Raw genomic sequence first — 24661 nt, 5'->3', positions numbered from 1 at the left:
ATGAAACCGGCGCCGCCGCCCGCCTCCGCGACCACCGGGTTCGACGAAGCGGAAGAGACCATGCAGCGCTCGCTGTTTGGCGAGATCCTGGACTGGATGCTGGTGCCGCTGCTGCTGCTGTGGCCCATCAGCATCGCCATCACCTATGTGGTGGCCAAGAACATCGCCAACCAGCCGTTCGACCGCGCGCTGGACGACCGGGTGACCGTGCTGGCGCAGCAGGTCAAGGAGATCAATGGCCGGCTGACGGTGCCGCTGCCGGCGGCCGCGCGCGACCTGCTGCGCGCCGATGATGTCGACAATGTCTATTACCAGGTGCGCTCGCCGGACGGCGCGGTGATCGACGGCGACTTCGAGCTGCCTGCGCCCAGGGAAGAGGAAGAGGTGTCGCCGTGGTCAGTGCAGTTGCGCCATGCGACCGTGCGCAACACCGACATCCGCATTGCCTATGTCTATGTGACCCTGCCGCCGAGCGCGCCCGATGCGGAGCGCCGGCTGGCGCTGGTGCAGGTCGGCGAAACCCTGGACAAGCGCGCCGAACTGGCCAATCAGATCATCAAGGGCGTGATCCTGCCGGAATTCATCATCCTGCCGATTGCGCTGGCACTGGTGTGGTTCGCGCTGTCGCGCGGCCTGAAACCGCTGGCCGAGCTGCAGCAGCACATCCGCGCCCGCCGCACCGACGACCTCTCCCCCATCGATTCGAGCCATGTGCCGGAAGAGATCACGCCGCTGGTCGGCTCGCTCAACTACATGCTGGAGCAACTGTCGCAAAGCCTGCAGATGCAGAAGCGCTTCATCGCCGATGCCGCGCACCAGATGAAGACGCCGCTGGCCGGCATGCGCATGCAGTCCGAACTGGCGCTGCGCCAGACCAGCGCCGACGAGATACACCGCTCGCTGGAGCAGCTGGCCAAGAGTTCGGAGTCGGCCACCCGCCTGGTCAACCAGCTGCTGGCGCTGGCCCGGGCCGAGAACCAGTCGCCGCAGGCTTACCCATTCATGCCGATCGAACTGTCCGAACTGGCGCGCAACGTGGTGCATGACTGGGTGCAGCTCTCCTTTGCGCGGCGCATCGACCTGGGCTTCGAGCAGCCCGGCCATCCGCTGATGGTCAGCGGCAATCCGACCATGCTGCGCGAACTGCTGGGCAACCTGATCGACAATGCGCTGCATTACACGCCGGCCGGCGGCGCCGTCACCGTGCGGGTGCGCGCCGACCGCGAACGGAGGCTGGCGATCATGGAAGTGGAGGATACCGGCCCCGGCATCGCGCCGGCCGAACGCGCCCATGTGTTCGAGCGCTTCTACCGCATACTGGGCAGCCATACCGAGGGCAGCGGCCTGGGGCTGGCCATCGTGCGCGAGATCGCGCAGCAGCACGGCGCCGAGGTCGAGATCTATAACAACCCGCACAGCAATGACAAGGCGCATCCCGGTTCGCTGTTCCGGGTATCGCTGGCGCTGCAGGAAAAGCCGGCCGCGGCCGAGGAGTCCGTTTCAGATGGTGCATAGAGATGCCAACCGCCGCGCCGCCTACTGGCGCCATGTCCGCCGCCTGACCGGCATGCTGCTGGCCCTGTGGCTGGGCGTGACCTTTGCCGTGATCTTCTTTGCGCGTGAACTGGCCGGCCTGACCCTGTTCGGCTGGTCGGTGTCCTTCTACCTGGCAGCCCAGGGCGCCATCCTGATCTACCTGGCCATCGTCGGCTTCTATGCGCTGCGCATGCGCCGGCTCGACGCGCGCTTCGGCGAGGACAGCCATGGCGGATAAGCCACGCAGCTACGCCCGCCAGCTCAGCCGCTACTACCTGCTCTACACCGCCGGCTTCATCCTGTTCCTGGTGGCCCTGGCCATCCTGGAAAAGGAAGGCTTCCCGCGCACCTGGATCGGCTACCTTTTCATTTTCTCCACCATCGTGCTGTATGCCGGCATCGGCGTGATCAGCCGCACCTCCGACGTCTCCGAATACTACGTCGCCGGACGCCGCGTGCCGGCCGTCTTCAACGGCATGGCCACCGCCGCCGACTGGATCTCGGCGGCCAGCTTCATCAGCCTGGCCGGCGGCCTCTACCTGCAGGGTTTCGACGGCCTGGCCTACATCATGGGCTGGACCGGCGGCTACGTGCTGGTGGCGCTGCTGATCGCGCCCTTTCTGCGCCGCTTCGGCCAGTACACCATCCCGGACTTCCTGGCGGCGCGCTATCCGGGCCGCTACAACGGCAACCTGATCCGCATGCTCGCGGTGCTGGCCACCATCCTGATTTCCTTCACCTACGTGGTGGCGCAGATCTACGGCGTGGGCCTGATCACCTCGCGCTTCACCGGCATCGATTTCTCGATCGGCATCTTCCTCGGCCTGGCCAGCATCCTGGTCTGCTCCTTCCTCGGCGGCATGCGCGCCATCACCTGGACCCAGATCGCGCAGTACATCATCATCCTGGTCGCCTACATGATTCCGGTGGTATGGCTGTCGGCCAAGCACACCGCGGTGCCGGTGCCGCAGATCGCCTACGGCTCGGCGCTGGCCAAGCTGTCCGAGCGCGAGGCGCTGCTGGCCGCCGACCCGACCGAGGAGGAAGTGCGGGCCGTGTTCAGAAAGCGCGCCGACGACTACACGGTCAGGCTGGCCGGCCTGCCGCATTCCTGGGAAGACGGCAGGCTGCAGGCGCAGCGCCGGGTGGAGCAGCTCAAGACCGGCAATGCCTCGCTGCTGGAAATCCGCGCCGCCTCGCGCGCGCTGGCCAACTATCCGAAGGACAGCATCGAAGCGCAGCGCGTCTGGACCGAGGAACGGGCCGCCGACCTGGCGCGCGCTGCGCCAGTGACCTCGCATGTGCAGCCATTCCCCGGCCCGGACAGGGAAAGCTCGGACATCCGGCGCAACAATTTCCTGGCCCTGGTGCTGTGCCTGATGATGGGCACCGCCGCCCTGCCCCATGTGCTGGTGCGCTATTACACGACGCCATCGGTGTCGTCCACCCGCCATTCGGTGTTCTGGACGCTGCTGTTCATCATGCTGATCTATACCGCGGTGCCGGCCCTGGCGGTGCTGGTGAAATACGACATCTACAGCTCGCTGGTCGGTTCAGAATTTTCAAAACTGCCGGCCTGGGTGTCGTACTGGGCCAGCATCGACAAGCTGCGGCCGCTGGTGCAGATTGCCGACATCAACGGCGACGGCATCGTGCAGCTGGCCGAGATCGCAATCGACGGCGACATGGTGGTGCTGGCAACGCCCGAGATCGCCGGCCTGCCCTATGTGATCTCGGGCCTGATCGCCGCCGGCGGCCTGGCCGCCGCGCTGTCCACCGCCGACGGCCTGCTGCTGACCATCTCCAATGCGCTGTCGCATGATGTGTATTTCAAGACGCTGGACCCGAAAGCCTCGACCCAGAAGCGCGTCACCATCTCCAAGCTGCTGCTGCTGGTGGTGGCGCTGATCGCCGCCTATGCGGCATCGCTGAAGCCGGGCGACATCCTGTCGCTGGTGGGCGCCGCGTTCTCGCTGGCGGCCTCGACGCTGTTCCCGGCGCTGGTGGCGGGCGTTTTCTGGCGCCGCGCCAATCAACCGGGTGCCATCGCCGGCATGCTGACCGGCTTTGGCGTATGTGTTTTTTACATGCTGCATACCAATCCTTCACTGGGCGGCACGTCAGCCGCGCAATGGTTCCATATCGCGCCGATCTCGGCGGGCGTGTTCGGCGTGCCGGCCGGCTGTATCGCGCTGGCGCTGGTGAGCTTGCTGACCGATCCGCCCGATCAACGCACCCAAGCCTTTATTGACCAACTAAGAATGCCTTAGCGCTTCCTGCTGGCATGTTTCTTGTTAGGTCGTACCCAAAGCCAGATGGCAAACACAGCGGAGCAATCATGCCAACGTTTTTTGATGAGATGTATGCCGGCGGCTCAGGCGATGTGCGCGCGCACTATCGCGAATTCGCCGCCTGGCTATCCGAGCAGTCGCCGGAGACCCTGGCCCGCAAGCGGGCCGAGGCTGACCTGATCTTTCGCCGGGTTGGCATCACCTTCGCGGTCTATGGCGACGACGCCGGCACCGAGCGGCTGATCCCGTTCGACATCATTTCGCGCATCATCACCGCGCAGGAATGGAAAGGCATGGAAGCCGGCCTGGTGCAGCGCGTGACCGCGCTCAACATGTTCATCCACGACATCTACCACGACCAGAACATCGTCCGCGCCGGCATCATGCCGGCCGAGCAGGTGTTCCGCAATGCGCAGTACCGGCCCGAGGTGCAGGGCATTTCGGTCGCTTCCGACATCTACGCCCATATCGCCGGCATCGACCTGGTGCGCGCCGGCGAAGGCGAGTTCTATGTGCTGGAAGATAACCTTCGGGTGCCGTCAGGCGTGTCCTACATGCTGGAAGACCGCAAGATGATGATGCGGCTGTTCCCCGAACTCTTCGCCCGCTACAAGGTGGCGCCGGTCGAGCATTATCCCGACCTGCTGCTGGACAACCTGCGCTCGGTGGCGCCGCTGGGCGTGACCGACCCGACCGTGGTGGTGATGACGCCCGGCATGTACAACTCGGCCTACTTCGAGCATGCCTTCCTGGCGCAGCAGATGGGCGTGGAGCTGGTGGAGGGAAAGGACCTGTTCGTCAACGACAACGCGGTGTACATGCGCACCACGCGCGGCCCGCGCCGGGTCGACGTGATCTATCGCCGCATCGACGACGACTACCTCGACCCGCTGTCCTTCAAGGCCGACTCCACGCTGGGCGTGCCGGGCCTGCTGTCGGTGTACCGCGCCGGCCGCGTCACGCTGGCCAATGCGATCGGCACCGGCGTGGCCGACGACAAGTCGATCTATCCGTATGTGCCCGACATGATCCGCTTCTACCTGTCGGAAGAGCCGATACTGAACAACGTGCCGACCTGGCAATGCCGCAAGAAGGACGATCTTGCCTATACGCTGGCGAACCTGCAGGAGCTGGTAGTCAAGGAAGTGCACGGCGCCGGCGGCTACGGCATGCTGGTCGGGCCGGCCTCCACCAAAGCGGAGATCGAGGCATTCCGCCAGCGCATCATCGCCCGGCCCGAAGGCTACATCGCGCAGCCTACGCTGGCGCTGTCGGCCTGCCCGACCTTCGTCAATGCCGGCATCGCGCCGCGCCATATAGACCTGCGTCCCTTCGTGTTGTCCGGCAAGACCGTGTCCATGGTGCCGGGCGGCCTCACGCGGGTGGCGCTGAAGGAAGGCTCGCTGGTGGTGAATTCGTCGCAGGGCGGCGGCACCAAGGACACCTGGATACTGGAGGAATGACATGCTGAGCCGCACCGCAGACCATCTGTTCTGGATGGCGCGCTATACCGAACGCGCCGAGAACACCGCCCGCATGCTGGACGTGAACGTCCAGACCGCCCTGCTGCCGCAGTCGGCCGACGCCACCGAGCGCGGCTGGCGCGCCATGCTCGGCATCTCCGAGCTGGAAGAAGACTTCCACGCCAAGTACCCGCGCATCAGCGCGCCCGACGTGATCGACTTCATGACACGCGACCCGGCCAATCCGTCCTCCATCGTGTCCTGCCTGGCCAGCGCCCGCGAGAATGCGCGCGCCGTGCGCGGCACGCTCACCACCGAGGTCTGGGAAACCCACAACACCACCTGGCTGGAACTGCAGAACCAGCTCAGGAACCGCAGCCTGCGCGACGACCCCAGCCCCTTCTTCGAATGGGTGAAGTACCGCTCCCACCTGTCGCGCGGCGTCACCATCGGCACCATGCTGAAGGACGAGGCCTTCTACTTCATCCGGCTCGGCACCCATCTGGAGCGCGCCGACAACACCGCCCGGATACTCGACGTGAAGTTCCACGGCGCCAAGCAGGGCAGCCCATCCGGCGACCTGGGCGAACCCACTGTCCAGGATGCGCAGCGCGATTTCTATTACTGGGCGGCGATCCTGCGCTCGGTGTCGGCGTTCGAGATCTACCGCAAGGTCTACCGCGACGTGATCACGCCGGCGCGGGTGGCCGAACTGCTGATGCTGCGCGCGGACATGCCGCGCTCGCTGCTGGGCTGCCTGGAGGAAGTGGTGGCCAACCTGGGGAATGTCGCCAACGACAACTCGGCCCGGACCGAGCGCTTTGCCGGGCGCCTGCATGCGCAGCTGAAATTCGCCAACATCGACGACATTCTCGAGCAGGGCCTGCATGACTACCTCGAACGCTTCCTGGCCGACATCAATGAACTGGGCAACCGGGTCAGCCGCGACTTCCTCCTTCCGATAAGCGCATGACGCCATGATCCTCTCCATCAAGCACGAAACCATCTACCGGTATACGGCGCCGATGTCCTACACCATCCAGCAGCTGCGCCTGACGCCCCGTTCCGAGCCGCACCAGAAGGTGCGCGACTGGCGGGTCAACGCGCCGGGCAGCTGCCACGACTACCTCGACGCCTACGGCAACCGGGCGCATATCCTGACCGTCACCGGCATGCATGATGAAATCCGCATCGTCGCCAATGGCACGCTGGAAGTGGAGGAACTCGACCGCGGCCGGCTGGACGACCAGGACAGGCTGTCGCCGCTGGTCTACACCGTCACTACCCGGCTCACCGAGGCGCCGGAAGACGTTGCCGACTTTGCCCGCCGCCATCTGCAGGGCAAGGACAGCCGCGCCGCGCTGGCGCTGGCCGAGGCCATCAATGGTGCAGTTTCGTACCGCAGCGGTGCAACCGAAGTCACCACCACCGCCGCCGACGCACTGAAGCTGGGCGAGGGCGTATGCCAGGACCATGCGCATCTTTTTCTGGCCTGCTGCCATGTGCAAGGCATCCCGGCGCGTTACGTATCAGGGTATATTGACCCCGGCACCAGCGACCATGCAGAGAGCCATGCATGGGTGGACATGTGGGTGGATGACGGCAGCTTCCAGGGATGGGCCAGCTTCGACGTCACGCATGCCTGCTACCAGAATACCCACTACTGCCGGCTCGCCATCGGCCGCGACTACGATTCGGCGGCGCCGGTGCGGGGCGTCAGGCAGGGCGGCGGCATGGAATCGCTGGAGGTACGCGTCAGTGTGGTGCGGCGCTAGGAGCTGGACGGGCCCAAAGGTTGCTGCGGTACAATCTTTTTTTTTGGATCTCTTACTGCGATCATGACTTACTGCGTCGCCATGCGTCTCCACGAGGGACTGGTTTTCCTGTCCGACTCCCGCACCAATGCCGGCATCGACAATGTCGGCACCTTCCGCAAGATGTACGCCTTCGAGAACCCGGGCGACCGGGTGATGGTGCTGATGACCTCGGGCAACCTGTCGCTGTCGCAGGCGATACGCCAGGTGATCAGCGACCATGTGACGCCGGACGGCAAGACCATCTGGACCGTGGGCAACATGTACGAGGCAGCGCAGATCGTCGGCGAGGCGATCCGCATCGTCTATGCCCGCGACGCCAAGGCGCTGGAGCAGTTCGGCATCGACTTCAACGTGCGCATGATCTTCGGCGGCCAGATCGGCAACGAGAACTGCCGGCTGTTCCAGGTCTACTCCGCCGGCAACTTCATCGAATCTCATGATGAGAACCCCTACTTCCAGATCGGCGAGTCGAAATACGGCAAGCCCATCATCGACCGCGTGATCACGCCGGCCAGCAGCCTGGACGAAGCCGCCAAGTGCGCGCTGATCTCGATGGATTCCACGCTGCGTTCGAACGTGTCGGTCGGCCTGCCGCTGGACCTCTTGGTCTATGAATCCGGCTCGCTGGCGATCCGGCGCTTCGTCAAGATCACCGAGAAGAATAAATACTTCCAGATGATCCGCGGCATCTGGGGCGAACAGCTGAAGCACATCTTCGAAGGCATCGAGGACCCGGTCTGGAATGCGCCGGACCCGGCGCAGCCGGTGGCGCTGTCACTGGCGGGCGACCGCAGCTATCCGGTGCGGATACAGCCTCCGGAGGAGTTGCGGGTGGCGGGGAATGAGGCTGCGCCGCTGCAGAGCGTGGCGCAGGAGAATGGTGGCGGGCAGCATTGAGATGGCAGTGTCGCCAAGTCACCTTTGCTTCAAGCGTCCATGACGCACCGCTGGGATATGAAGAAATGATGCGCGCCGCTGGTTTGCATGAGCGGCGCGCAATCGGGTCAGCGCATGCTGCCGTTCATTCCTGGTGCCAACGGCAAGGCAGGCACGAGCTCAGGAACAATCAGGCTGGATGCTTGATTTCCTCAACAAGCTTGTAGGCCTGAAAAAAATATTCTTCCGCTGCTGCCTTTTTTTCGGGCGTCGGACCGAAACCAGCTTTCTCCATATCCGCGAGCATTTTTTTCGCAAACAGGTGTGCCAATTCGTCATCGAAGCCGGCGGCAATGCTGTCCAGAGCGGCATCAGTTAAAAGTCCATAACGCTCGCCGGCGGTTTCGTCATGTGACATTTCATTTTTTTCCAGCATAAATCTTCCCTTAATAGTTGAGTCGCGCAGCGGTTCTGTGCGAACCACGGCTAGGTTACCCGCTGGTTTAAAAAGGGTTCAATGCCCGGCAAGGGCAAGCAATGCCAAATCCGATTGGTCATGTGCCGGATGAAACTGATGGATTTGTTCCGGCAAGGGCGAAGCCGGGAATTGGAGCGGCAATACCGCTCGCCGGCTTTCCGGCACCAGCCTGCAATTGGGCGAGGCTTTAAATGGCAAGCGATTGATGACGCTTCCAACGCAGCCACACGCAAAGAAACGCGGTTTCATGGCATGTTATGAGCAGGAATCGGTATAAGGGCAGCATGCGTTGCGCGGCGATGCCAGTCGCAGTTGATCGCCAACGGATCACGAACCAGGATGAATGAAAGAAACCAGGACAGTTTTTTCTCGCGCCAGGCAGCGCTTTTCGGGGTCGTTATTAGTAAATAAGCAGCCGCCCGCATACCCTGGCTGGCGCAGCAGATACGGACCGGCAGTCCTATATCTGCCATGCTTGGCGGCAGAAGCCATGGCGGTTCATCCGCCTGCACTCTAAAGAACGATGGTCTGCGCTTCCTCGCCCTGGCGCTCGCGAATCTCGCCAATCCGGAACACCGTCTCGCCCGCCGCCTTCAGCTGCGCCATCGCCGCGTCGGCATTCGCCGCCGACACGATGACCGCCATGCCGATGCCGCAGTTGAACACCCGGTGCATCTCGGCGTCGGCCACGCCGCCATGCTGCTGCAGCCAGGAAAACAGCGGCGGCATGGTCCAGCTGTCGCGGTGCAGCACTGCAGTCAGGTTGGGCTGCAGCACGCGCGGGATGTTTTCCACCAGGCCGCCGCCGGTGATGTGCACCATGCCGCGCACTTCCATGCTCTGCATCAGCGCCAGCAGCGGCTTCACATAGATGCGGGTCGGTTCCAGCAGCGCGTCGGCCAGCGGACGGCCGTGGAAGTCGGCGTTCAGGTCGGGCTGAGCCACCGAGATGATCTTGCGCACCAGCGAATAACCGTTGGAATGGGCGCCGGAGGAAGCCAGGCCCAGCACCACGTCGCCCGGCGTGATTTTCGTGCCGTCGATGATGGCCGACTTTTCCACCGCGCCGACGGCGAAGCCCGCCAGGTCGTATTCGCCGTCCGGGTACATGCTGGGCATTTCGGCGGTTTCGCCGCCGATCAGTGCGCAGCCGGCCAGTTCGCAGCCGCGGGCGATGCCCTTGACCACGTCGGTGGCGGTCGGCACGTCGAGCTTGCCGCAGGCGAAGTAGTCGAGGAAGAACAGCGGCTCGGCGCCCTGCACCAGGATATCGTTGACGCTCATCGCCACCAGGTCGATGCCGACCGTGTCATGCCGGTTCAGGTGGAAGGCCAGCTTCAGCTTGGTACCGACGCCGTCGGTGCCGGACACCAGCACCGGCTCCTTGTATTTCTTGCTGATCTCGAACAGCGCGCCAAAACCGCCGATGCCGCCCAGCACGCCTTCGCGCATGGTGCGTTTGGCGAAGGGCTTGATCGCTTCCACCAGGGCATCGCCCGCATCGATATCAACACCGGCGTCGCGGTAGGAAAGGGAAACGTTGGATTGGGAACTCATGATGTGATTGGCGGCGGAGGCGGTAAAATAGACGGTTGGCGCCGGAACTTTCTTCCGGAAAAACGCGTATTTTATCAAACCGGACAATCCAGCCGCCGAATTCATGCCATTTTCTTTGATCACGGAACGATGCCGGCGGCGCATCGGGCACGCTTGCCTGGGACTTGCCTGCAAGGTCGTGCTCGGCGATGATGCAGGCTGCTCTCTGACAACATTGCCTATTTCATACGACCTCGGGCGCATGCAGCGCCACCGAACAGCCCCACCACTTCACGCATGAGACAGCTGCTGCTGGATTTGATCGCGGAAAAGCCGCAAACCCTGGCCAATTTCGAGGCCGGGAAAAATGCCGAGCTTTATCAGCTGCTGTGCCGGCTGGCTGCGCATCCCGAAGACAGCCGCGAACGCTTCGTCTATCTGTGGGGCCGCGCCGGCGCCGGCAAGACGCATCTGCTGCGCTCGCTGGCGGTGCTGCCGCATGCCCGCTATATCGACGCCGCCAGCGCGGCAGAGGCCTGCTGCTACGACCCTGCCATCCGCATCTACCTGCTGGACGACTGCGAGCAGTTGTCGCCGCAGGCGCAGATCGCGGCCTTTAACCTGTTCAATGAAGTGCGCGAGCACGGCGCGCTGATGATTACCGGCGGCGCGGTGCCGCCGGCGGTGCTGCCGGTGCGGGAAGACTTGCGCACCCGCCTGGGCTGGGGCCTGATCTACCAGGTGCATGAACTGAGCGACGAGGAGAAAATCGCTGCGCTGAGCCAGGCCGCGGCCACCCGCGGGCTGGCGGTCTCGCCCGGCGTGCTGCCCTACCTGATCACCCACTTCGAGCGCGACATGCGATCCCTGTCCGCGATGCTCGACGCGCTGGACCGCTATTCGCTCGAAACCCAGCGGCCCATCACCCTGCCCCTGCTGCGCGACCTGCTGCAGCTCGAAGACGACACCAAGCCATGAACAACCTGACCCTGTTTGACCTTGACCACACGCTGCTGCCGCTCGACTCCGACTATGAGTGGGGCCAGTTCATGTCCCGCATCGGCGCGGTGGACCCGGTGGAGTTCGCGCGCCGCAATGCCGAGTTCTATGCCCAGTACCAGGCCGGCACGCTGGACCCGGTGGCCTACCTCGAATTCGCCTTCGGCACGCTGGCGCAGTTTCCCCGCGCCCAGCTCGACGCCTGGCACCGCCAGTTCATGGACGAAGTGATCCGCCCGGCCCTCAAGCCCGGCGCGCTGGCGCTGGTGCAGAAACACCTGGACGCGGGCGACCTGGTGGCCATCATCACCGCCACCAACCGCTTCGTGACCGCGCCGATCGCCCGGGAATTCGGCGTCGAGCACCTGATCGCCGCCGAGCCGGAAGTCGATGCCAACGGCGACATCACCGGCGCCTTCGTCGGCACGCCGCCCTACGGCGCCGGCAAGGTGGTCAACATCCGCAAGTGGCTGGATGCGCGCGGCCAGTCGCTGGAAGGCTTCGCCCGCAGCACGTTTTACAGCGATTCACAGAACGACATACCGCTACTGGAAGCCGTCACCCATCCGGTTGCGACCAATCCCAATGCCCTGCTGGGCGCGCATGCGAAAGAGCGCGGCTGGCCCATCCTGAATCTGTTCAATGATTAAAAAGCTCATACGGCGCATCCTCGGCAAGCCGCAGCAGGCAGCCGACCCGACCCAGCCCGTGGTCCTCGGACCGCAGGAACATGGCATCAATCCCGAACTGGTATCGAACAATGCGATCCGGGTGACGCAGACGCTGCAGCAGGCCGGCTTCAAGGCCTTCCTGGTCGGCGGCGCGGTGCGGGACCTGCTGCTGGGCGTCAAGCCCAAGGACTTCGACATCGCCACCAATGCCACGCCCGAGCAGGTCAAGGCGCTGTTCCGGCGCGCCTTCATCATCGGCCGGCGCTTCCAGATCGTGCATGTGATGTTCGGTCAGGACCTGCTGGAAGTCACCACCTTCCGCGGCGCGGCCAAGGAAGCCGCGCCCAAGGACGAGCATGGCCGGGTGCTGCGCGACAATACCTTCGGCGAGCAGCATGAAGACGCCCTGCGGCGCGACTTCACCATCAATGCGATGTACTACGACCCGGCCACCCAGCAGGTGCTGGACTACCATGGCGGCATGGCCGACATCCGCAACCGCACGCTGCGCATGATAGGCGTGCCCGAGGAGCGCTACCGCGAAGACCCGGTGCGCATGCTGCGGGTGGTGCGCTTTGCCGCCAAGCTCGGTTTCGAGATCGATCCGTCGGCGCAGGCGCCGATCCCGGTGATGGCGCCGCTGATCAACAACGTGCCGGCGGCGCGGGTATTCGATGAAATGCTGAAGCTCCTGATGAGCGGCCAGGCGATGGCCTGCCTGGAGCGGCTGCGCAGCGAGGGCCTGCACCATGGCCTGCTGCCGCTCCTGGACGTGGTGATGGAGCAGCCCCTGGGCGAGCGCTTCGTGCGCCTGGCGCTGGACAATACCGACCTGCGCATCAGGCAGGGCAAGCCGGTGTCGCCGGGCTTCCTGTTCGCCTCGCTGCTGTGGCACCAGGTGCTGGAAAAATGGCGCGCCTACCAGGCCGCCGGCGAATATCCGATCCCGGCCCTGCACCAGGCGGCCGACGACGTGCTCAACGGCCAGACCGAGAAGCTGGCCCTGCAGCGCCGCATCGCCACCGACATGCGCGACATCTGGGCGATGCAGCCGCGCTTCGAGCGCCGCAGCGGCAAGTCGCCGTACAAGCTGCTGGAGCATCCGCGCCTGCGCGCCGGCTACGACTTCCTGCTGCTGCGCTGCGAGTCCGGCGAACTCGACACCGAGGCCGGCGAATGGTGGACCGCCTTCATGGAAGCCGACGGCCCCGGCCGCGAGGAACTGCTGACCAGGAAGCCGAAAGCCGATGGCGAAGCCGCCGCGCCGAAGAAACGCGCCCGGCGCCGCCGTCCGAAGAAGGAATCGGCCACCGACATGGCTGGCGACAACCCGACCATGGCGGGAGAGCACGGCGAATGAAGCCGGTGGCCGCCTACATCGGCCTGGGGGCCAATCTGGGCGACGCCCGCGGCGCCGTCCAGGCGGCGCTGCAGGCCCTGGGCGAACTGCCCGAGACCAGGCTGCTGGCCAAGTCCAGCCTGTTCAGGACCGCGCCGGTCGATGCCGGCGGCGACGATTACGTCAATGCCGTGGCCCGGATCGAAACCCGGCTGCAGCCGCAGCAACTGCTGGAGCGGCTGCTGGAGATCGAGCAGGCGCATGGCCGCACCCGGCCGGGCTACAATGCACCGCGCACGCTGGACATGGACCTGCTGCTGTATGGCAGCGAAAGGATCGCCACGGCGGCGCTGACGGTGCCGCATCCGCGCATGACGCAGCGCGCCTTCGTGCTGATTCCGCTGCTGCAGATCGCGCCCCTGATCGAGATTCCCGGCAAGGGGCCGGCGCATGGCTTCGTGCCCGATGTGGCGGACCAGGCGATTTCGGTGATCAGGGACTGAAGCCAATCCTGAAAGCGCCGGCGGAAATGCGTAGCGGTTTGCGACCAGCCGATTTAAAACAAGAACAGGCGCCGTGCGCGCCCATCCCAGACACTGCAACCGGAGGACAACAAATGGCAGGCTATCTGCAGGAAAACCAGGCTGCGGGACGCAGCAAGGCAGTCACCGCGCCGGCGCTGATGGCAATGCGCGCGGCAGGCGAAAAGATCACCATGCTCACCTGCTACGACGCCAGCTTCGCCGCGCTGATGGACCGCTGCGGCGTCGAGATGCTGCTGGTGGGCGACTCGCTGGGCATGGTGTCGCAGGGACACCAGTCCACCCTGCCGGTCACGCTGGCCGACATGGCGTATCACACCGCCAGCGTGGCGCGTGGCAACCGTACCGCGCTGCTGGTGGCCGACATGCCGTTCGGCACCTATGCCACGCCCGAGGCGGCCTTCAACAACGCCGCCGAACTGATGCGCGCCGGCGCCCACATGGTCAAGCTCGAAGGCGGCGCCTGGCTGGCGTCGACCGTGCGCTTCCTGACCGAGCGCGCGATCCCGGTCTGCGCCCATGTCGGCCTGACGCCGCAATCGGTGCATGTGCTGGGCGGCTTCAAGGTGCAGGGCAAGTCGGTTGCCGGCGCCGAGCAGATGAAGGATGACGCGCTGGCCTTGCAAGCGGCGGGCGCATCGGTGCTGGTGCTGGAAGCAATCCCCGCGGCGCTCGGCCGCGAGGTGACGGAGGCATTGGCGATCCCCACCATCGGCATCGGCGCCGGCCCCGACTGCTCGGGCCAGGTGCTGGTGATGCATGACATGCTGGGCGTCTTTCCCGGCCACAAGGCGCGCTTCGTGAAGAACTTCATGGATGGCCAGACCAGCATCGACGCCGCGGTCAAGGCCTATGTGGCGGCGGTGAAGGACGGCAGCTTCCCGGCGGCCGAGCACTGCTTCTGAGTTGCCGACCCGCCGCACTGTGCTGCCAGCTTGTGGCAGCACAGTGCGGCGTCAGACCGTCAGTTGCGTGATCGACGCCGTGGCCAGGCCTGCGTCGATCGACAGAAAGCCGACCGTGACCGGCAGCTTGAAGCGGCGCGGTCCGGCGCTGCCTGGGTTGACCAGCAGCACGCCGCCCTCCTCGCGCACCATGGGCTTGTGGGAATGGCCGGCGATGACCACCTGCACCGGCGGCAGCGCATTCTTCAATTCCTTCAAATCATGCAGCAGGTGAATCGCGACGCCATCGACGTTCAGCGTCAGGCTGTGCGGCACCGCCTTTGCCCACGGGCCCGTGTCGTTGTTGCCGCGCACAGCATCGACCGGCGCGATCGCCGCCAGCGCCTCCAGGATCTGCGCATTGCCGATGTCGCCGGCATGGATGATGCGGTCCACGCCGGCCAGCGCGGCCACGGCTTCCTGCCGCAGCAGGCCGTGGGTGTCGGAGATCAGGCCGATGCGCATCGCCGTCCGGTCAGCTGCCGTGGCTCAGCGCGTTGGACAGCAGCTTGGCCGTGATGTCCACGATCGGAATCACCCGTTCATAAGCCATCCGGGTCGGGCCGATCACGCCCAGCGTGCCGACCACCTTGCCATTGACGCCGTAGGGCGCGGTGACCACGCTCATTTCATCGACCGGCATCAGCTGCGACTCGCCGCCGATGAAGATCTGCACGCCCGTGGCCTTGCTCGACACATCCAGCAGCTGCATCAGGCTGGTCTTCTGCTCGAACATGTCGAACAGCTTGCGCAGCGAGCTCATGTTGGAGGACAGGTCGCTCACCGACAGCAGGTTGCGCTCGCCGGAAATGACGACCTCGTCATTGTTCTCCGTCATCGCGTCGCTGCCCGCCTCGACCGCCGCCTGCATCAGCCGCGTCATGTCGTCGCGCAGCTGGCGCAGCTCGGCCTGCAGCCGGTTGCGCACATCGTCGAAACTCAGGCCGCCATAGTGCAGGTTGATGTAGTTGGCCGCTTCCACCAGTTGCGAGCGGGTGTAGTCGACGTCGGTCAGCAGCAGCCGGTTCTGGACTTCGCCATTGGGCGCGACGATCACCAGCAGGATGCGTTTTTCCGACAACCGCAGGAATTCAACCTGCTGGAAGACCGATTCGCGGCGCGGCGTCAGCACCACGCCGGCGAATTGCGACAGCGATGACAGCACCTGCGCGGCGCTGGAAATGATGCGCTGCGGCGAGCCGATCTGGTTCTTCGGCTGCAGCCGGAACTCCACCGCCTTTTCGTCCAGCGGCTGCACCGTCAGCAGGGTGTCGACGAACATCCGGTAGCCGCGTGGCGTGGGAATGCGGCCGGCCGAGGTGTGCGGGCTGGCGACCAGCCCCATTTCCTCCAGGTCGGCCATGATGTTGCGGATGGTGGCGGGCGACAGGTCGAGTCCGGATATCTTGGACAGTGCGCGGGAACCGACCGGCTGGCCATCGGCGATATACCGTTCCACCAGGGCTTTGAGCAGGGTTTGTGCGCGATGATCGAGTTGCATGTCCGTAGTCTAATGTCGTGGCGCATCAGGCGCCATGATTTATCCGTGTTTCCAGCCAGACTTCCAGGTCGTGCAGCGACGCACAGACCGCATCCGGCGCCACATGGTCAGGCATGGTACGCAGCGGCAAGTCCTGCCGCCGCAGCCAGACGCCGCGCAGGCCGGCCTTTTGCGCGCCTTCCACGTCGAGCAGCGGATCGTCGCCGACATAGACCGCCTCGGCCGGCTCGACCTGCAGCGCCTCGCAGGCATGGCGGAAGATCGCCGGGTCCGGTTTGGCGCTGCCGAACTGGTGGGCGGCGATGGACACGTCGAAATAATGATCCATGCCTATCGCGCCCAGGTCGGCCACGCCGTTGGAGACCGAGCCCAGCGCCACCTTGCGCCGCAGGGCGTCCAGCACCGGATGCACGTCCGGATACGGCTCGACCTGGTTGCGGGCGGCGTTGAAGATGGCCATCGCCGTATCCACCGCCGCCATATTTTCCCCGCAGGCAACGAACACCTCGGTCAGCACCGCGTGGCGCAGCGCCGCCAGGTTGATCGCGTAGCGCGGTTCGGACTTCATCAGCGCCACCCGCCGCGCCCGCATTTCCTCGATGCTGTAGCCGGCCGCGACGGCTGGCGCATGCTCCCTGATCCAGTCGAACAGCAGGCGCTCGGCGCGCAAAATGACGGGCACGATGGGCCACAGGGTATCGTCCAGGTCGAACAGTACGGCTTTGATGGCAGGCATGAGACTGAAGTTTCCAGAGTTTTAACAGTTTGTCGGCGCATAAACTGGTTTGCACGGGAATTATGGTCTAATCTGCCGCATGCCGTCGTTCATGCCTCCCACACAGATGAATTTTCAGAAAATTGCGATTATCGGCAAGCCGGGCGCCACGGGTATCGCCGAGTCGCTGACGCAGCTCGCCGCCTTCCTGCAGGATGCCGGCATCGAGGTGCTGTTCGAGACCGAGACGGCGCAGAACATCAACCATCAGGGCATCGGCCTGAACGCGCAGCAGATCGGCGAACAGGCGGACGCCGCCATCGTGGTCGGCGGCGACGGCACCATGCTGGGCATCGCCCGCCAGCTGGCGCCCTACAATGTGCCGCTGATCGGCATCAACCAGGGCCGGCTGGGCTTCATGACCGACATCCCGGCCGAGGGCATGCTGCCGATCCTGTCGGACATGCTGGCCGGCGAGATGGAATCGGAACAGCGCAGCCTGCTGGAAGGCGCGGTGCTGCGCGACGGCCGGATCATCTTCCGCGGCCTGGCCTTCAACGACGTGGTGGTGGCGCGCGGCGCCGGCTCCGGCATGGTCGAGCTGCGGGTGACGGTCGATGGCCACTTCATGTACAACCAGCGCTCGGACGGCCTGATCGCCTCCACGCCCACCGGCTCGACCGCCTATGCGCTGTCGGCCGGCGGACCGCTGCTGCACCCTACCCTGGGCGGGATCGTGCTGGTGCCGATCGCACCGCATGCGCTGTCGAACCGTCCGATCGTGCTGCCCGACTCCTGCGAGATCAGGATCGAGGTCATCGCCGGGCGCGACTGCAGCATCAATTTCGACATGCAGTCGCTGGCCAGCCTGGCCTATCACGACTGCATCCTGGTGCGGCGCTCGGCGCATTCGGCCACCTTCCTGCATCCGCGCGGCTGGAGCTACTACGACACGCTGCGCGAGAAGTTGCACTGGAATGAATATCCTTCCGTCGAAGGTCAGTTAAAATAATTTCCCCGCCGCGACGCCGCGGCGCGGAATTCCGCAAATCCAAAAATTCGCCTGCCTGCGGGCAACATCCGAACTCTCCCTCTCCAGATGCTGCGCACACTCTCCATACACGACTTTGTCATTGTTGATGCGATCGAACTTGAGCTGGGCTCCGGCTTCACTGTCTTCACCGGCGAAACCGGCGCCGGCAAATCCATCCTGATCGATGCGCTGGCGCTGGCGCTGGGCGGCCGCGGCGACGCCAGCGTGGTGCGCGAAGGCGCCGCCAAGGCCGACATCAGCGCCCAGTTCGCCACCGGCAGCGAAGCCGACGCCTGGCTGGCGGTCAATGAATTCTCGCCGGAAGACGGCTGCGTGCTGCTGCGCCGGGTGATCGACAATGCCGGCCGCTCCAAGGCCTATATCAACGGCGTCGCCGCCACCGCCACCCAGCTGCGCGACCTGGGCGAACTGCTGGTCGACATCCACGGCCAGCATGCGCACCAGTCGCTGCTCAAGGCCGATGCCCAGCGCGCGCTGCTCGACAGCCAGGGCGGCCTGGCGGAAGACGCCAAGGCGGTCGGCGCGGCCTACCGCGCCTGGCGCACGACGGCGCGCCAGCGCGAGGAATTCGAAACCAATGCCCGCAACGTGCTGCTGGAGCGCGAGCGCCTGGAATGGCAGGTGGCCGAGCTGGAAAAGCTGGCGGTCAAGCCGGGCGAATGGGACGAGATCAGCAACGAGCACAGCCGGCTGTCGCATGCGGCCAGCCTGATCGAGGGCGCGCAGGAAGCGCTGACGGCGATTTCCGAGTCCGACGAGAATCCCATCCTGTCGCTGCTGTCGTCGATCAACACCAGGATAGGCAAGCTGGTCGACATCGACGATGGCCTGAAGCCGGTGATGGAAGCGCTGGAGCCGGCGCAGATCCAGCTGCAGGAAGCGGTCTATGCGTTGAACGACTACCTGAGCCGGGTCGAACTCGATCCGGCCCGCCTGCGCGTGGTGGAGGACAGGCTGGAAGCGATCCATTCCACCTCCCGCAAATTCCATGTCGCCCCGGACGAGCTGCCGCGCGAACTGGAAACCCTGTCGGCCCAGTTGCAGCAGCTGGCCGATGCGTCCGACGTCGATGCGCTGCGGGCCCAGGAAGAAAAGCTGAAGGCTGCCTACCTGGCGCTGGCGCAGAAGCTGTCCCGCGCCCGCGCCGCCGCCGCCGCCCAACTCGGCCAGTCGGTCACAACCGCCATGCAGGAACTGAGCATGGCGGGCGGGCGCTTCGCGGTCGGCCTGAATGCCTGCGAGCCGGCCGCCTACGGCCTGGAACAGGTGGAATTCCTGGTGGCGGGACATGCCGGCACCGTGCCGCGTCCGCTGGCCAAGGTGGCTTCCGGCGGCGAACTGGCGCGCATTTCGCTGGCGATTGCCGTGATCACGTCCAGCGCCACGGCAACGCCAACGCTGATCTTCGACGAGGTCGACACCGGCATCGGCGGCGGCGTGGCCGAGGTGGTCGGACGCCTGCTCAAGCGCCTGGGACAGGACCACCAGGTCTTGTGCGTGACCCACCTGCCGCAGGTGGCGAGCCAGGCCAACCAGCACTTCCAGGTCAGCAAGGCCGGCGCGCCGGACGGCAAGACCGTCTCGCGCATCGAGCCGCTGGACGCCAAGGCACGGGTGGAGGAAGTGGCGCGCATGCTGGGCGGCATCGAGATCACCGCCACCACCCGCAAGCACGCGCGCGAACTGCTGGCGCTGTAAACTCCGGTTTCCACAAAAAACAAAGAAAGAGTTACCCGCTCATGCGCTTCCAGCCAGAACCACCGCATCACCACGGCAGCATCAGCCGCAGCGCCATCGTGCTGGTCAACCTCGGCACGCCGGACGCGCCGACCGCCGCCGCGGTACGGCCCTACCTGAAGGAATTCCTGTCCGATCCGCGAGTGGTGGAAATCCCGAAGGCGGTCTGGTGGTTCATCCTGAACGGCATCATCCTGCCCTTCCGTTCCAAGCAGTCGGCGCACAAGTACGCGGCAATCTGGACCAAGGAAGGCTCGCCGCTGCTCACGCATACGGTCAAGCAGGCCATGCTGCTGCGCGGCGCGCTCGGCGAGCGCGGCCATGATGTCGAGGTGGTCGCCGCGATGCGCTACGGGAATCCGTCGCTGCCCTCGGTGCTGGAAAAGCTCAAGGCCGATGGCTGCCAGCGGGTGCTGGTGCTGCCGGCCTATCCGCAGTATTCCGGCACCACCACGGCCTCGATCTACGACGCCGTCTTCAGTTATTACAAGAAGGCGCGCAATATTCCCGAGCTGCGCCTGGTGCGCAACTACCATGACGACCCCGGCTATATCGAGGCGCTGCGGCAGTCGGTGCAGAAGCACTGGGAAAGCCATGGCCGGCCGGACAAGCTGGTGATGAGCTTTCACGGCGTGCCCAAGCGCACCCTGCTGCTGGGCGACCCGTATCACTGCGAATGCCACAAGACCGCGCGCCTCCTGGCCGCCGCCCTGGGCCTGACGCAGGAGCAGTATCTGGTGACCTTCCAGTCGCGCTTCGGCAAGGCCGAATGGCTGCAGCCCTACACCGCGCCGACCATGCAGAAGCTGGCGAAGGAAGGCGTCAAGCGCGTCGACGTGATCTGTCCCGGCTTCACCAGCGACTGCCTGGAGACGCTGGAGGAAATCGACATGGAAGTGCGCACCGACTTCCTCACCGCCGGCGGCAGCGCCTATCACTACATCCCCTGCCTGAACGAAGCGCCGGCCTGGGTGGCCGCGATGGCCACCCTCGCCGAGCGCCACATGCAGGGCTGGCCCACCGCGCGCGACGGCGCGCTGCAGGCGGCACGCCGGCAGGATGCCGCCACCGGCCGCGAACGGGCGCTGGCCCTGGGAGCCGCCGACTGACACGGGCCGGATTTTCCATCCCGCCCAAAACCCGCCCTTGAAATGCCTGCCGCTATCCCCATTTGCGGCGAGTGGTTAATTCAATAGCAATGCGCTGGCGCCGACTCCTCGGCGCCAGTTCGCATAAGTCCTTGATATTGCTGGAGTCTCACGATGCACGACGAAGAAAACAAGAATTCCCAGGAAGCGACACAGGGCGTCCCGTCCGCTGACGCCGCGCCCGAAGCGGCCCAGCCGGCCGCATCCACCGCCGAGCAGAAGCTGGCCGAGGCGGAAGCCCGCCTGGCCGAACTGCAGGATTCCTTCCTGCGCGCCAAGGCCGAGGCGGAGAACATGCGGCGCCGGGCGCAGGAAGACATTGCCAAGGCCCACAAATTTGCGATCGAAAGCTTCGCCGAGGCGCTGGTGCCGGTGAAGGACAGCCTGGAAATGGCGCTGAAGGTGGAGACGCCGTCGGTCGAATCCCTGAAGGAAGGCGTTGACATGACCCTGAAGCAGCTGGTCTCCGCCTTCGAGAAAAACCGCCTGCTGGAAGTCAATCCGCAAGCCGGCGAGAAGCTGGACCCGATGAAGCACCAGGCCATCTCGATGGTGCCGTCCGACCAGGAAGCCAACACCATCGTCAGCGTGCTGCAGAAGGGCTATACCATCGCCGACCGCCTGCTGCGCCCTGCCCTGGTTACCGTCTCGCAACAAAAATAAACGATACGACTCATCAGGGTTCTTGAAAGGTCCACCTTTCTCCACATATAGGCAGCAAGCGAAATTCTGTCTCACCGTATTTTTAAGGGATAACAATCATGGGCAAAATCATTGGCATTGACCTGGGCACGACCAACTCCTGCGTCGCCGTCATGGAAGGCGGTCAGCCGAAGGTCATCGAAAACTCCGAGGGCGCGCGGACCACGCCTTCCATCGTCGCTTATCAGGAAGACGGCGAAATCCTGGTTGGCGCGCCGGCCAAGCGCCAGGCGGTCACCAACCCGAAGAACACCCTCTACGCGGTCAAGCGCCTGATCGGCCGCCGCTTCGACGAGAAGGAAGTGCAGAAGGACATCAGCCTGATGCCTTACCAGATCGTCAAGGCCGACAACGGCGATGCCTGGGTGCAGGTGCGCGACAAGAAGCTGGCGGCACAGCAGGTGTCGGCCGAAGTGCTGCGCAAGATGAAGAAAACCGCCGAAGACTACCTGGGCGAGGAAGTCACCGAAGCCGTGATCACCGTGCCGGCCTACTTCAACGACTCGCAGCGCCAGGCGACCAAGGACGCCGGCCGCATCGCGGGCCTGGATGTCAAGCGCATCATCAACGAGCCGACCGCGGCTGCGCTGGCCTTTGGCCTGGACAAGTCCGGCAAGGGCGACCGCAAGATCGCCGTCTATGACCTGGGCGGCGGCACCTTCGACATCTCCATCATCGAGATCGCCGACGTCGAAGGCGAAATGCAGTTCGAAGTGCTGTCGACCAATGGCGACACCTTCCTCGGCGGCGAAGACTTCGACCAGCGCATCATCGACTACATCATCGACGAATTCCGCAAGATCAACGGCCTGGACCTGTCCAAGGACGCGATCGCGCTGCAGCGGATCAAAGCATCGGCCGAGCGCGCCAAGATCGAGCTGTCGTCGTCGCAGCAGACCGAGATCAACGAGCCGTACATCGCCATGGCCAATGGCGCGCCGGTCCACCTGAACCTGAAGATCACCCGCGCCAAGCTGGAATCGCTGGTCGAGGAACTGATCGCCAGGACCATCGAGCCATGCCGCATCGCCATCAAGGATGCCGGCGTGAAGATCAGCGACATCAATGACGTGATCCTGGTCGGCGGCATGACCCGCATGCCGAAGGTGCAGGAAAAGGTCAAGGAATTCTTTGGCAAGGATCCGCGCAAGGACGTCAACCCGGACGAGGCAGTGGCAGTTGGCGCGGCCATCCAGGGTTCGGTGCTGTCGGGCGACCGCAAGGACCTGCTGCTGCTGGACGTGACGCCGCTGTCGCTGGGCATCGAGACCCTGGGCGGCGTGATGACCAAGATGATCCAGAAGAACACCACGATCCCGACCAAGTTCAGCCAGGTGTTCTCCACCGCGGAAGACAACCAGCCGGCGGTGACCATCAAGGTCTACCAGGGCGAGCGTGAAATGGCAGTGGGCAACAAGGCGCTGGGCGAATTCAACCTGGAAGGCATCCCGCCGGCATCGCGCGGCACGCCGCAGATTGAAGTCACCTTCGACATCGACGCCAACGGCATCCTGCACGTCGGCGCCAAGGACAAGGCCAGCGGCAAGGAAAACAAGATCACCATCAAGGCCAACTCGGGTCTGACCGAGGAGGAAATCCAGAAGATGGTGCGCGACGCCGAAGCCAACGCCGAAGAGGACAAGCGGCTGAAGGAACTGGCCGAAGCCCACAACCAGGGCGACGCGCTGGTGCACTCGACCCGCAAGTCGCTGACGGAATATGGCGACAAGCTCGACGCCGGCGAGAAGGAAAAGATCGAAGCCGCGATCCGCGACCTCGAAACTTCCCTGAAGGGCAGCGACAAGGCCGACATCGACGCCAAGATGACCGCGCTGACCACCGCTGCGCAGAAGCTGGGCGAGAAGATGTATGCCGACATGCAGGCGCAGCAGGCTGCGGCCGGCGGCGCCGAAGCTGGCGCGGGTGCAGGCGCCGGCGCCGGCCAGGCGGGTGCGGAGTCGCGTGCCAAGGACGACGACGTTGTGGACGCCGACTTCAAGGAAGTCAAAGACAAGTAATAACAATTTTGCGGCCGAGGCCGCAGAGTTTGCCGAGCCAGTGGTCGCGCGACTGCGGCTCGGCTTTTTGCTTACCAGAGAGGTGCCTATAACATGGCGGCAAAGCGCGATTTTTACGAAATACTGGGCGTGGCGAAAAACGCTTCCGATGATGACATCAAGAAGGCGTATCGCAAGCTCGCAATGAAATACCATCCGGACCGCAATCCGGACAGCAAGGGCGCGGAAGAGAAATTCAAGGAGGCCAAGGAGGCCTACGAGATGCTGTCGGACCCGCAGAAGCGGGATGCCTATGACCGCTACGGCCATGCTGGCGTCGATCCCAACATGGGCGGCGGCGGCTTCGGCGGCAACGCCGGCGGCTTCGCCGATGCGTTTGGCGACATCTTCGGCGACATCTTCGGCAACGCGGCCGGCGGCCGCGGCGGCCGCGGCGGCGGCCCGCAGGTCTACCGCGGCGCCGACCTGCGCTACAACCTGGAAATCACGCTGGAACAGGCTGCCAACGGCTTCGACACTACGATCCGCGTGCCGTCCTGGGACAGCTGCGACACCTGCCACGGCAGCGGCGCCAAGCCGGGCACGTCGCCCACCACCTGCCCCACCTGCGCCGGCCACGGCCAGGTGCGCATGCAGCAGGGCTTCTTCAGCATCCAGCAGACCTGCCCGAAATGCCACGGCACCGGCAAGATCATTCCGGAACCCTGCCCCACCTGCGCCGGCGCCGGCCGCATCAAGCGCAACAAGACGCTGGAAGTGAAGATCCCGGCCGGCATCGACGACGGCATGCGCATCCGCTCTTCCGGCAACGGCGAGCCGGGCATGAACGGCGGCCCGCCGGGCGACCTGTATGTGGAAATCCACATCAAGCCGCATCCGGTGTTCCAGCGCGAAGGCGACGACCTGCATTGCGAGATGCCGATTTCCTACGCCACCGCGGCGCTGGGCGGCGACATCGAAGTGCCGACGCTGGGCGGCAAGGTGTCGTTTTCGGTGCCGGAAGGCACCCAGAGCGGCAAGGTGTTCCGGCTGCGCGGCAAGGGCGTCAAGGGCGTGCGCTCCGGCCTGTCCGGCGACCTGTTCTGCCACGTCGTGGTGGAAACCCCGGTGCGCCTGACCGATCGCCAGAAGGACATGCTGCGCGAGTTCGAGCGTTCGATGACCGAGGGCGGCGCCAAGCACAGTCCGCAGAGCAAGTCCTGGAAAGACAAGGTCAAGGAGTTCTTCGAATAAGCAGCATCACCCCGCAATGGCCGCTGGCAGCAATGCCCAGCGGCTTTTTCTTGTCCGCACC

At 64.8% G+C, this 24661-nt stretch carries 24 protein-coding genes; 18 read left to right on the top strand and 6 right to left on the bottom strand.

Translation table 11 applies throughout. The features are described from left to right. From IGW04_RS14755 to IGW04_RS14725, 7 genes are all read left to right on the top strand, one after another. Complete coding sequence (locus IGW04_RS14755) at nt 1–1515, top strand: sensor histidine kinase (protein ID WP_194713844.1); 1515 nt, start codon at nt 1–3, stop codon at nt 1513–1515. Continuing rightward, nucleotides 1505–1774 (top strand): DUF4212 domain-containing protein, encoded by a 270-nt coding sequence (locus IGW04_RS14750; protein WP_194713843.1) that lies wholly within the window; start codon nt 1505–1507, stop codon nt 1772–1774. Before IGW04_RS14755 ends, IGW04_RS14750 begins: the two co-directional genes overlap by 11 nt. Then, the gene (locus tag IGW04_RS14745; RefSeq protein WP_194713842.1) at nt 1764–3806 is read left to right on the top strand and encodes a sodium:solute symporter family protein; all 2043 of its coding nucleotides are present in this window, start codon (nt 1764–1766) and stop codon (nt 3804–3806) included. Before IGW04_RS14750 ends, IGW04_RS14745 begins: the two co-directional genes overlap by 11 nt. Nucleotides 3807–3874: 68 nt before the next feature. Then, nucleotides 3875–5290 (top strand): circularly permuted type 2 ATP-grasp protein, encoded by a 1416-nt coding sequence (locus IGW04_RS14740; RefSeq protein WP_194713841.1) that lies wholly within the window; start codon nt 3875–3877, stop codon nt 5288–5290. Nucleotide 5291: 1 nt separating this feature from the next. After that, nucleotides 5292–6263: an alpha-E domain-containing protein gene (locus tag IGW04_RS14735; protein ID WP_194713840.1), complete on the top strand. Its 972-nt coding sequence runs from the start codon at nt 5292–5294 to the stop codon at nt 6261–6263. A 4-nt stretch (nt 6264–6267) separates the two neighbouring features. Next, a complete protein-coding gene (locus tag IGW04_RS14730; protein ID WP_194713839.1) occupies nt 6268–7065 on the top strand; it encodes a transglutaminase family protein in 798 nt (265 codons plus the stop codon). 63 nt (nt 7066–7128) lie between these two features. Then, complete coding sequence (locus IGW04_RS14725) at nt 7129–8004, top strand: peptidase (RefSeq protein ID WP_194713838.1); 876 nt, start codon at nt 7129–7131, stop codon at nt 8002–8004. A gap of 169 nt (nt 8005–8173) precedes the next feature. Here the strand turns inward: IGW04_RS14725 and IGW04_RS14720 are convergent, their stop codons facing one another. The 3 genes from IGW04_RS14720 to purM form a co-directional block, all read right to left on the bottom strand. Then, nucleotides 8174–8419 (bottom strand): hypothetical protein, encoded by a 246-nt coding sequence (locus IGW04_RS14720; RefSeq protein WP_194713837.1) that lies wholly within the window; start codon nt 8417–8419, stop codon nt 8174–8176. Nucleotides 8420–8497: 78 nt separating this feature from the next. Continuing rightward, nucleotides 8498–8710, bottom strand: a complete 213-nt coding sequence (locus tag IGW04_RS14715; RefSeq protein ID WP_194713836.1) for a hypothetical protein — start codon at nt 8708–8710, stop codon at nt 8498–8500. 264 nt (nt 8711–8974) lie between these two features. Next, nucleotides 8975–10018, bottom strand: coding sequence for a phosphoribosylformylglycinamidine cyclo-ligase (gene purM, locus IGW04_RS14710; protein ID WP_194713835.1), 1044 nt, complete (start codon nt 10016–10018; stop codon nt 8975–8977). A gap of 276 nt (nt 10019–10294) precedes the next feature. Between purM and hda the strand changes: the two genes are divergently transcribed. The 5 genes from hda (at nt 10295) to panB (ending at nt 14453) form a co-directional block, all read left to right on the top strand. Next, a complete protein-coding gene (gene hda / locus IGW04_RS14705; RefSeq protein ID WP_194713834.1) occupies nt 10295–10975 on the top strand; it encodes a DnaA regulatory inactivator Hda in 681 nt (226 codons plus the stop codon). After that, the gene (locus tag IGW04_RS14700; RefSeq protein WP_194713833.1) at nt 10972–11646 is read left to right on the top strand and encodes a histidinol-phosphatase; all 675 of its coding nucleotides are present in this window, start codon (nt 10972–10974) and stop codon (nt 11644–11646) included. Before hda ends, IGW04_RS14700 begins: the two co-directional genes overlap by 4 nt. Then, complete coding sequence (gene pcnB, locus IGW04_RS14695; protein ID WP_194713832.1) at nt 11639–13027, top strand: polynucleotide adenylyltransferase PcnB; 1389 nt, start codon at nt 11639–11641, stop codon at nt 13025–13027. The genes IGW04_RS14700 and pcnB overlap by 8 nt, the downstream gene beginning before the upstream one ends. Continuing rightward, nucleotides 13024–13509, top strand: a complete 486-nt coding sequence (folK, locus tag IGW04_RS14690; RefSeq protein ID WP_194713831.1) for a 2-amino-4-hydroxy-6-hydroxymethyldihydropteridine diphosphokinase — start codon at nt 13024–13026, stop codon at nt 13507–13509. Before pcnB ends, folK begins: the two co-directional genes overlap by 4 nt. Before the next feature lie 113 nt (nt 13510–13622). Further along, a complete protein-coding gene (panB, locus tag IGW04_RS14685) occupies nt 13623–14453 on the top strand; it encodes a 3-methyl-2-oxobutanoate hydroxymethyltransferase (protein WP_194713830.1) in 831 nt (276 codons plus the stop codon). Between the two features lie 51 nt (nt 14454–14504). On the opposite strand, the gene IGW04_RS14680 is transcribed toward panB, so the two are convergent. Genes IGW04_RS14680 through IGW04_RS14670 form a run of 3 tightly spaced genes read right to left on the bottom strand, consistent with a single transcriptional unit; the run spans nt 14505 to nt 16729 of the window. Beyond that, on the bottom strand, nt 14505–14957 hold the full coding sequence (locus IGW04_RS14680; protein ID WP_194713829.1) for a metallophosphoesterase family protein: 453 nt from the start codon (nt 14955–14957) through the stop codon (nt 14505–14507). 10 nt (nt 14958–14967) lie between these two features. Then, the gene (gene hrcA, locus IGW04_RS14675) at nt 14968–15993 is read right to left on the bottom strand and encodes a heat-inducible transcriptional repressor HrcA (protein WP_194713828.1); all 1026 of its coding nucleotides are present in this window, start codon (nt 15991–15993) and stop codon (nt 14968–14970) included. A gap of 25 nt (nt 15994–16018) precedes the next feature. Further along, nucleotides 16019–16729, bottom strand: coding sequence for an HAD family hydrolase (locus IGW04_RS14670; protein WP_194713827.1), 711 nt, complete (start codon nt 16727–16729; stop codon nt 16019–16021). 91 nt (nt 16730–16820) lie between these two features. On the opposite strand from IGW04_RS14670, the gene IGW04_RS14665 reads away from it, so the two are divergent. The 6 genes from IGW04_RS14665 (at nt 16821) to dnaJ (ending at nt 24600) form a co-directional block, all read left to right on the top strand. Further along, entirely contained in the window at nt 16821–17720 is a 900-nt protein-coding gene (locus IGW04_RS14665) for an NAD kinase (protein WP_194713826.1), read from the top strand. Nucleotides 17721–17807: 87 nt separating this feature from the next. Then, a complete protein-coding gene (gene recN / locus IGW04_RS14660) occupies nt 17808–19460 on the top strand; it encodes a DNA repair protein RecN (RefSeq protein WP_194713825.1) in 1653 nt (550 codons plus the stop codon). 41 nt (nt 19461–19501) lie between these two features. Further along, the gene (gene hemH / locus IGW04_RS14655; RefSeq protein WP_194713824.1) at nt 19502–20608 is read left to right on the top strand and encodes a ferrochelatase; all 1107 of its coding nucleotides are present in this window, start codon (nt 19502–19504) and stop codon (nt 20606–20608) included. A gap of 153 nt (nt 20609–20761) precedes the next feature. Then, complete coding sequence (gene grpE, locus IGW04_RS14650; RefSeq protein ID WP_194713823.1) at nt 20762–21310, top strand: nucleotide exchange factor GrpE; 549 nt, start codon at nt 20762–20764, stop codon at nt 21308–21310. A gap of 98 nt (nt 21311–21408) precedes the next feature. After that, a complete protein-coding gene (gene dnaK, locus IGW04_RS14645) occupies nt 21409–23367 on the top strand; it encodes a molecular chaperone DnaK (RefSeq protein WP_194713822.1) in 1959 nt (652 codons plus the stop codon). A gap of 93 nt (nt 23368–23460) precedes the next feature. Further along, nucleotides 23461–24600, top strand: a complete 1140-nt coding sequence (gene dnaJ / locus IGW04_RS14640) for a molecular chaperone DnaJ (protein ID WP_194713821.1) — start codon at nt 23461–23463, stop codon at nt 24598–24600. Nucleotides 24601–24661: the final 61 nt, after the last annotated feature.

Source organism: Noviherbaspirillum soli, assembly GCF_015352955.1.
In the GTDB taxonomy this organism is placed as follows: domain Bacteria; phylum Pseudomonadota; class Gammaproteobacteria; order Burkholderiales; family Burkholderiaceae_D; genus Noviherbaspirillum_A; species Noviherbaspirillum_A soli.
The sequence above is the reverse complement of the archived record's forward strand: the minus strand, read 5'-3'. Positions and strand labels throughout refer to the sequence as shown.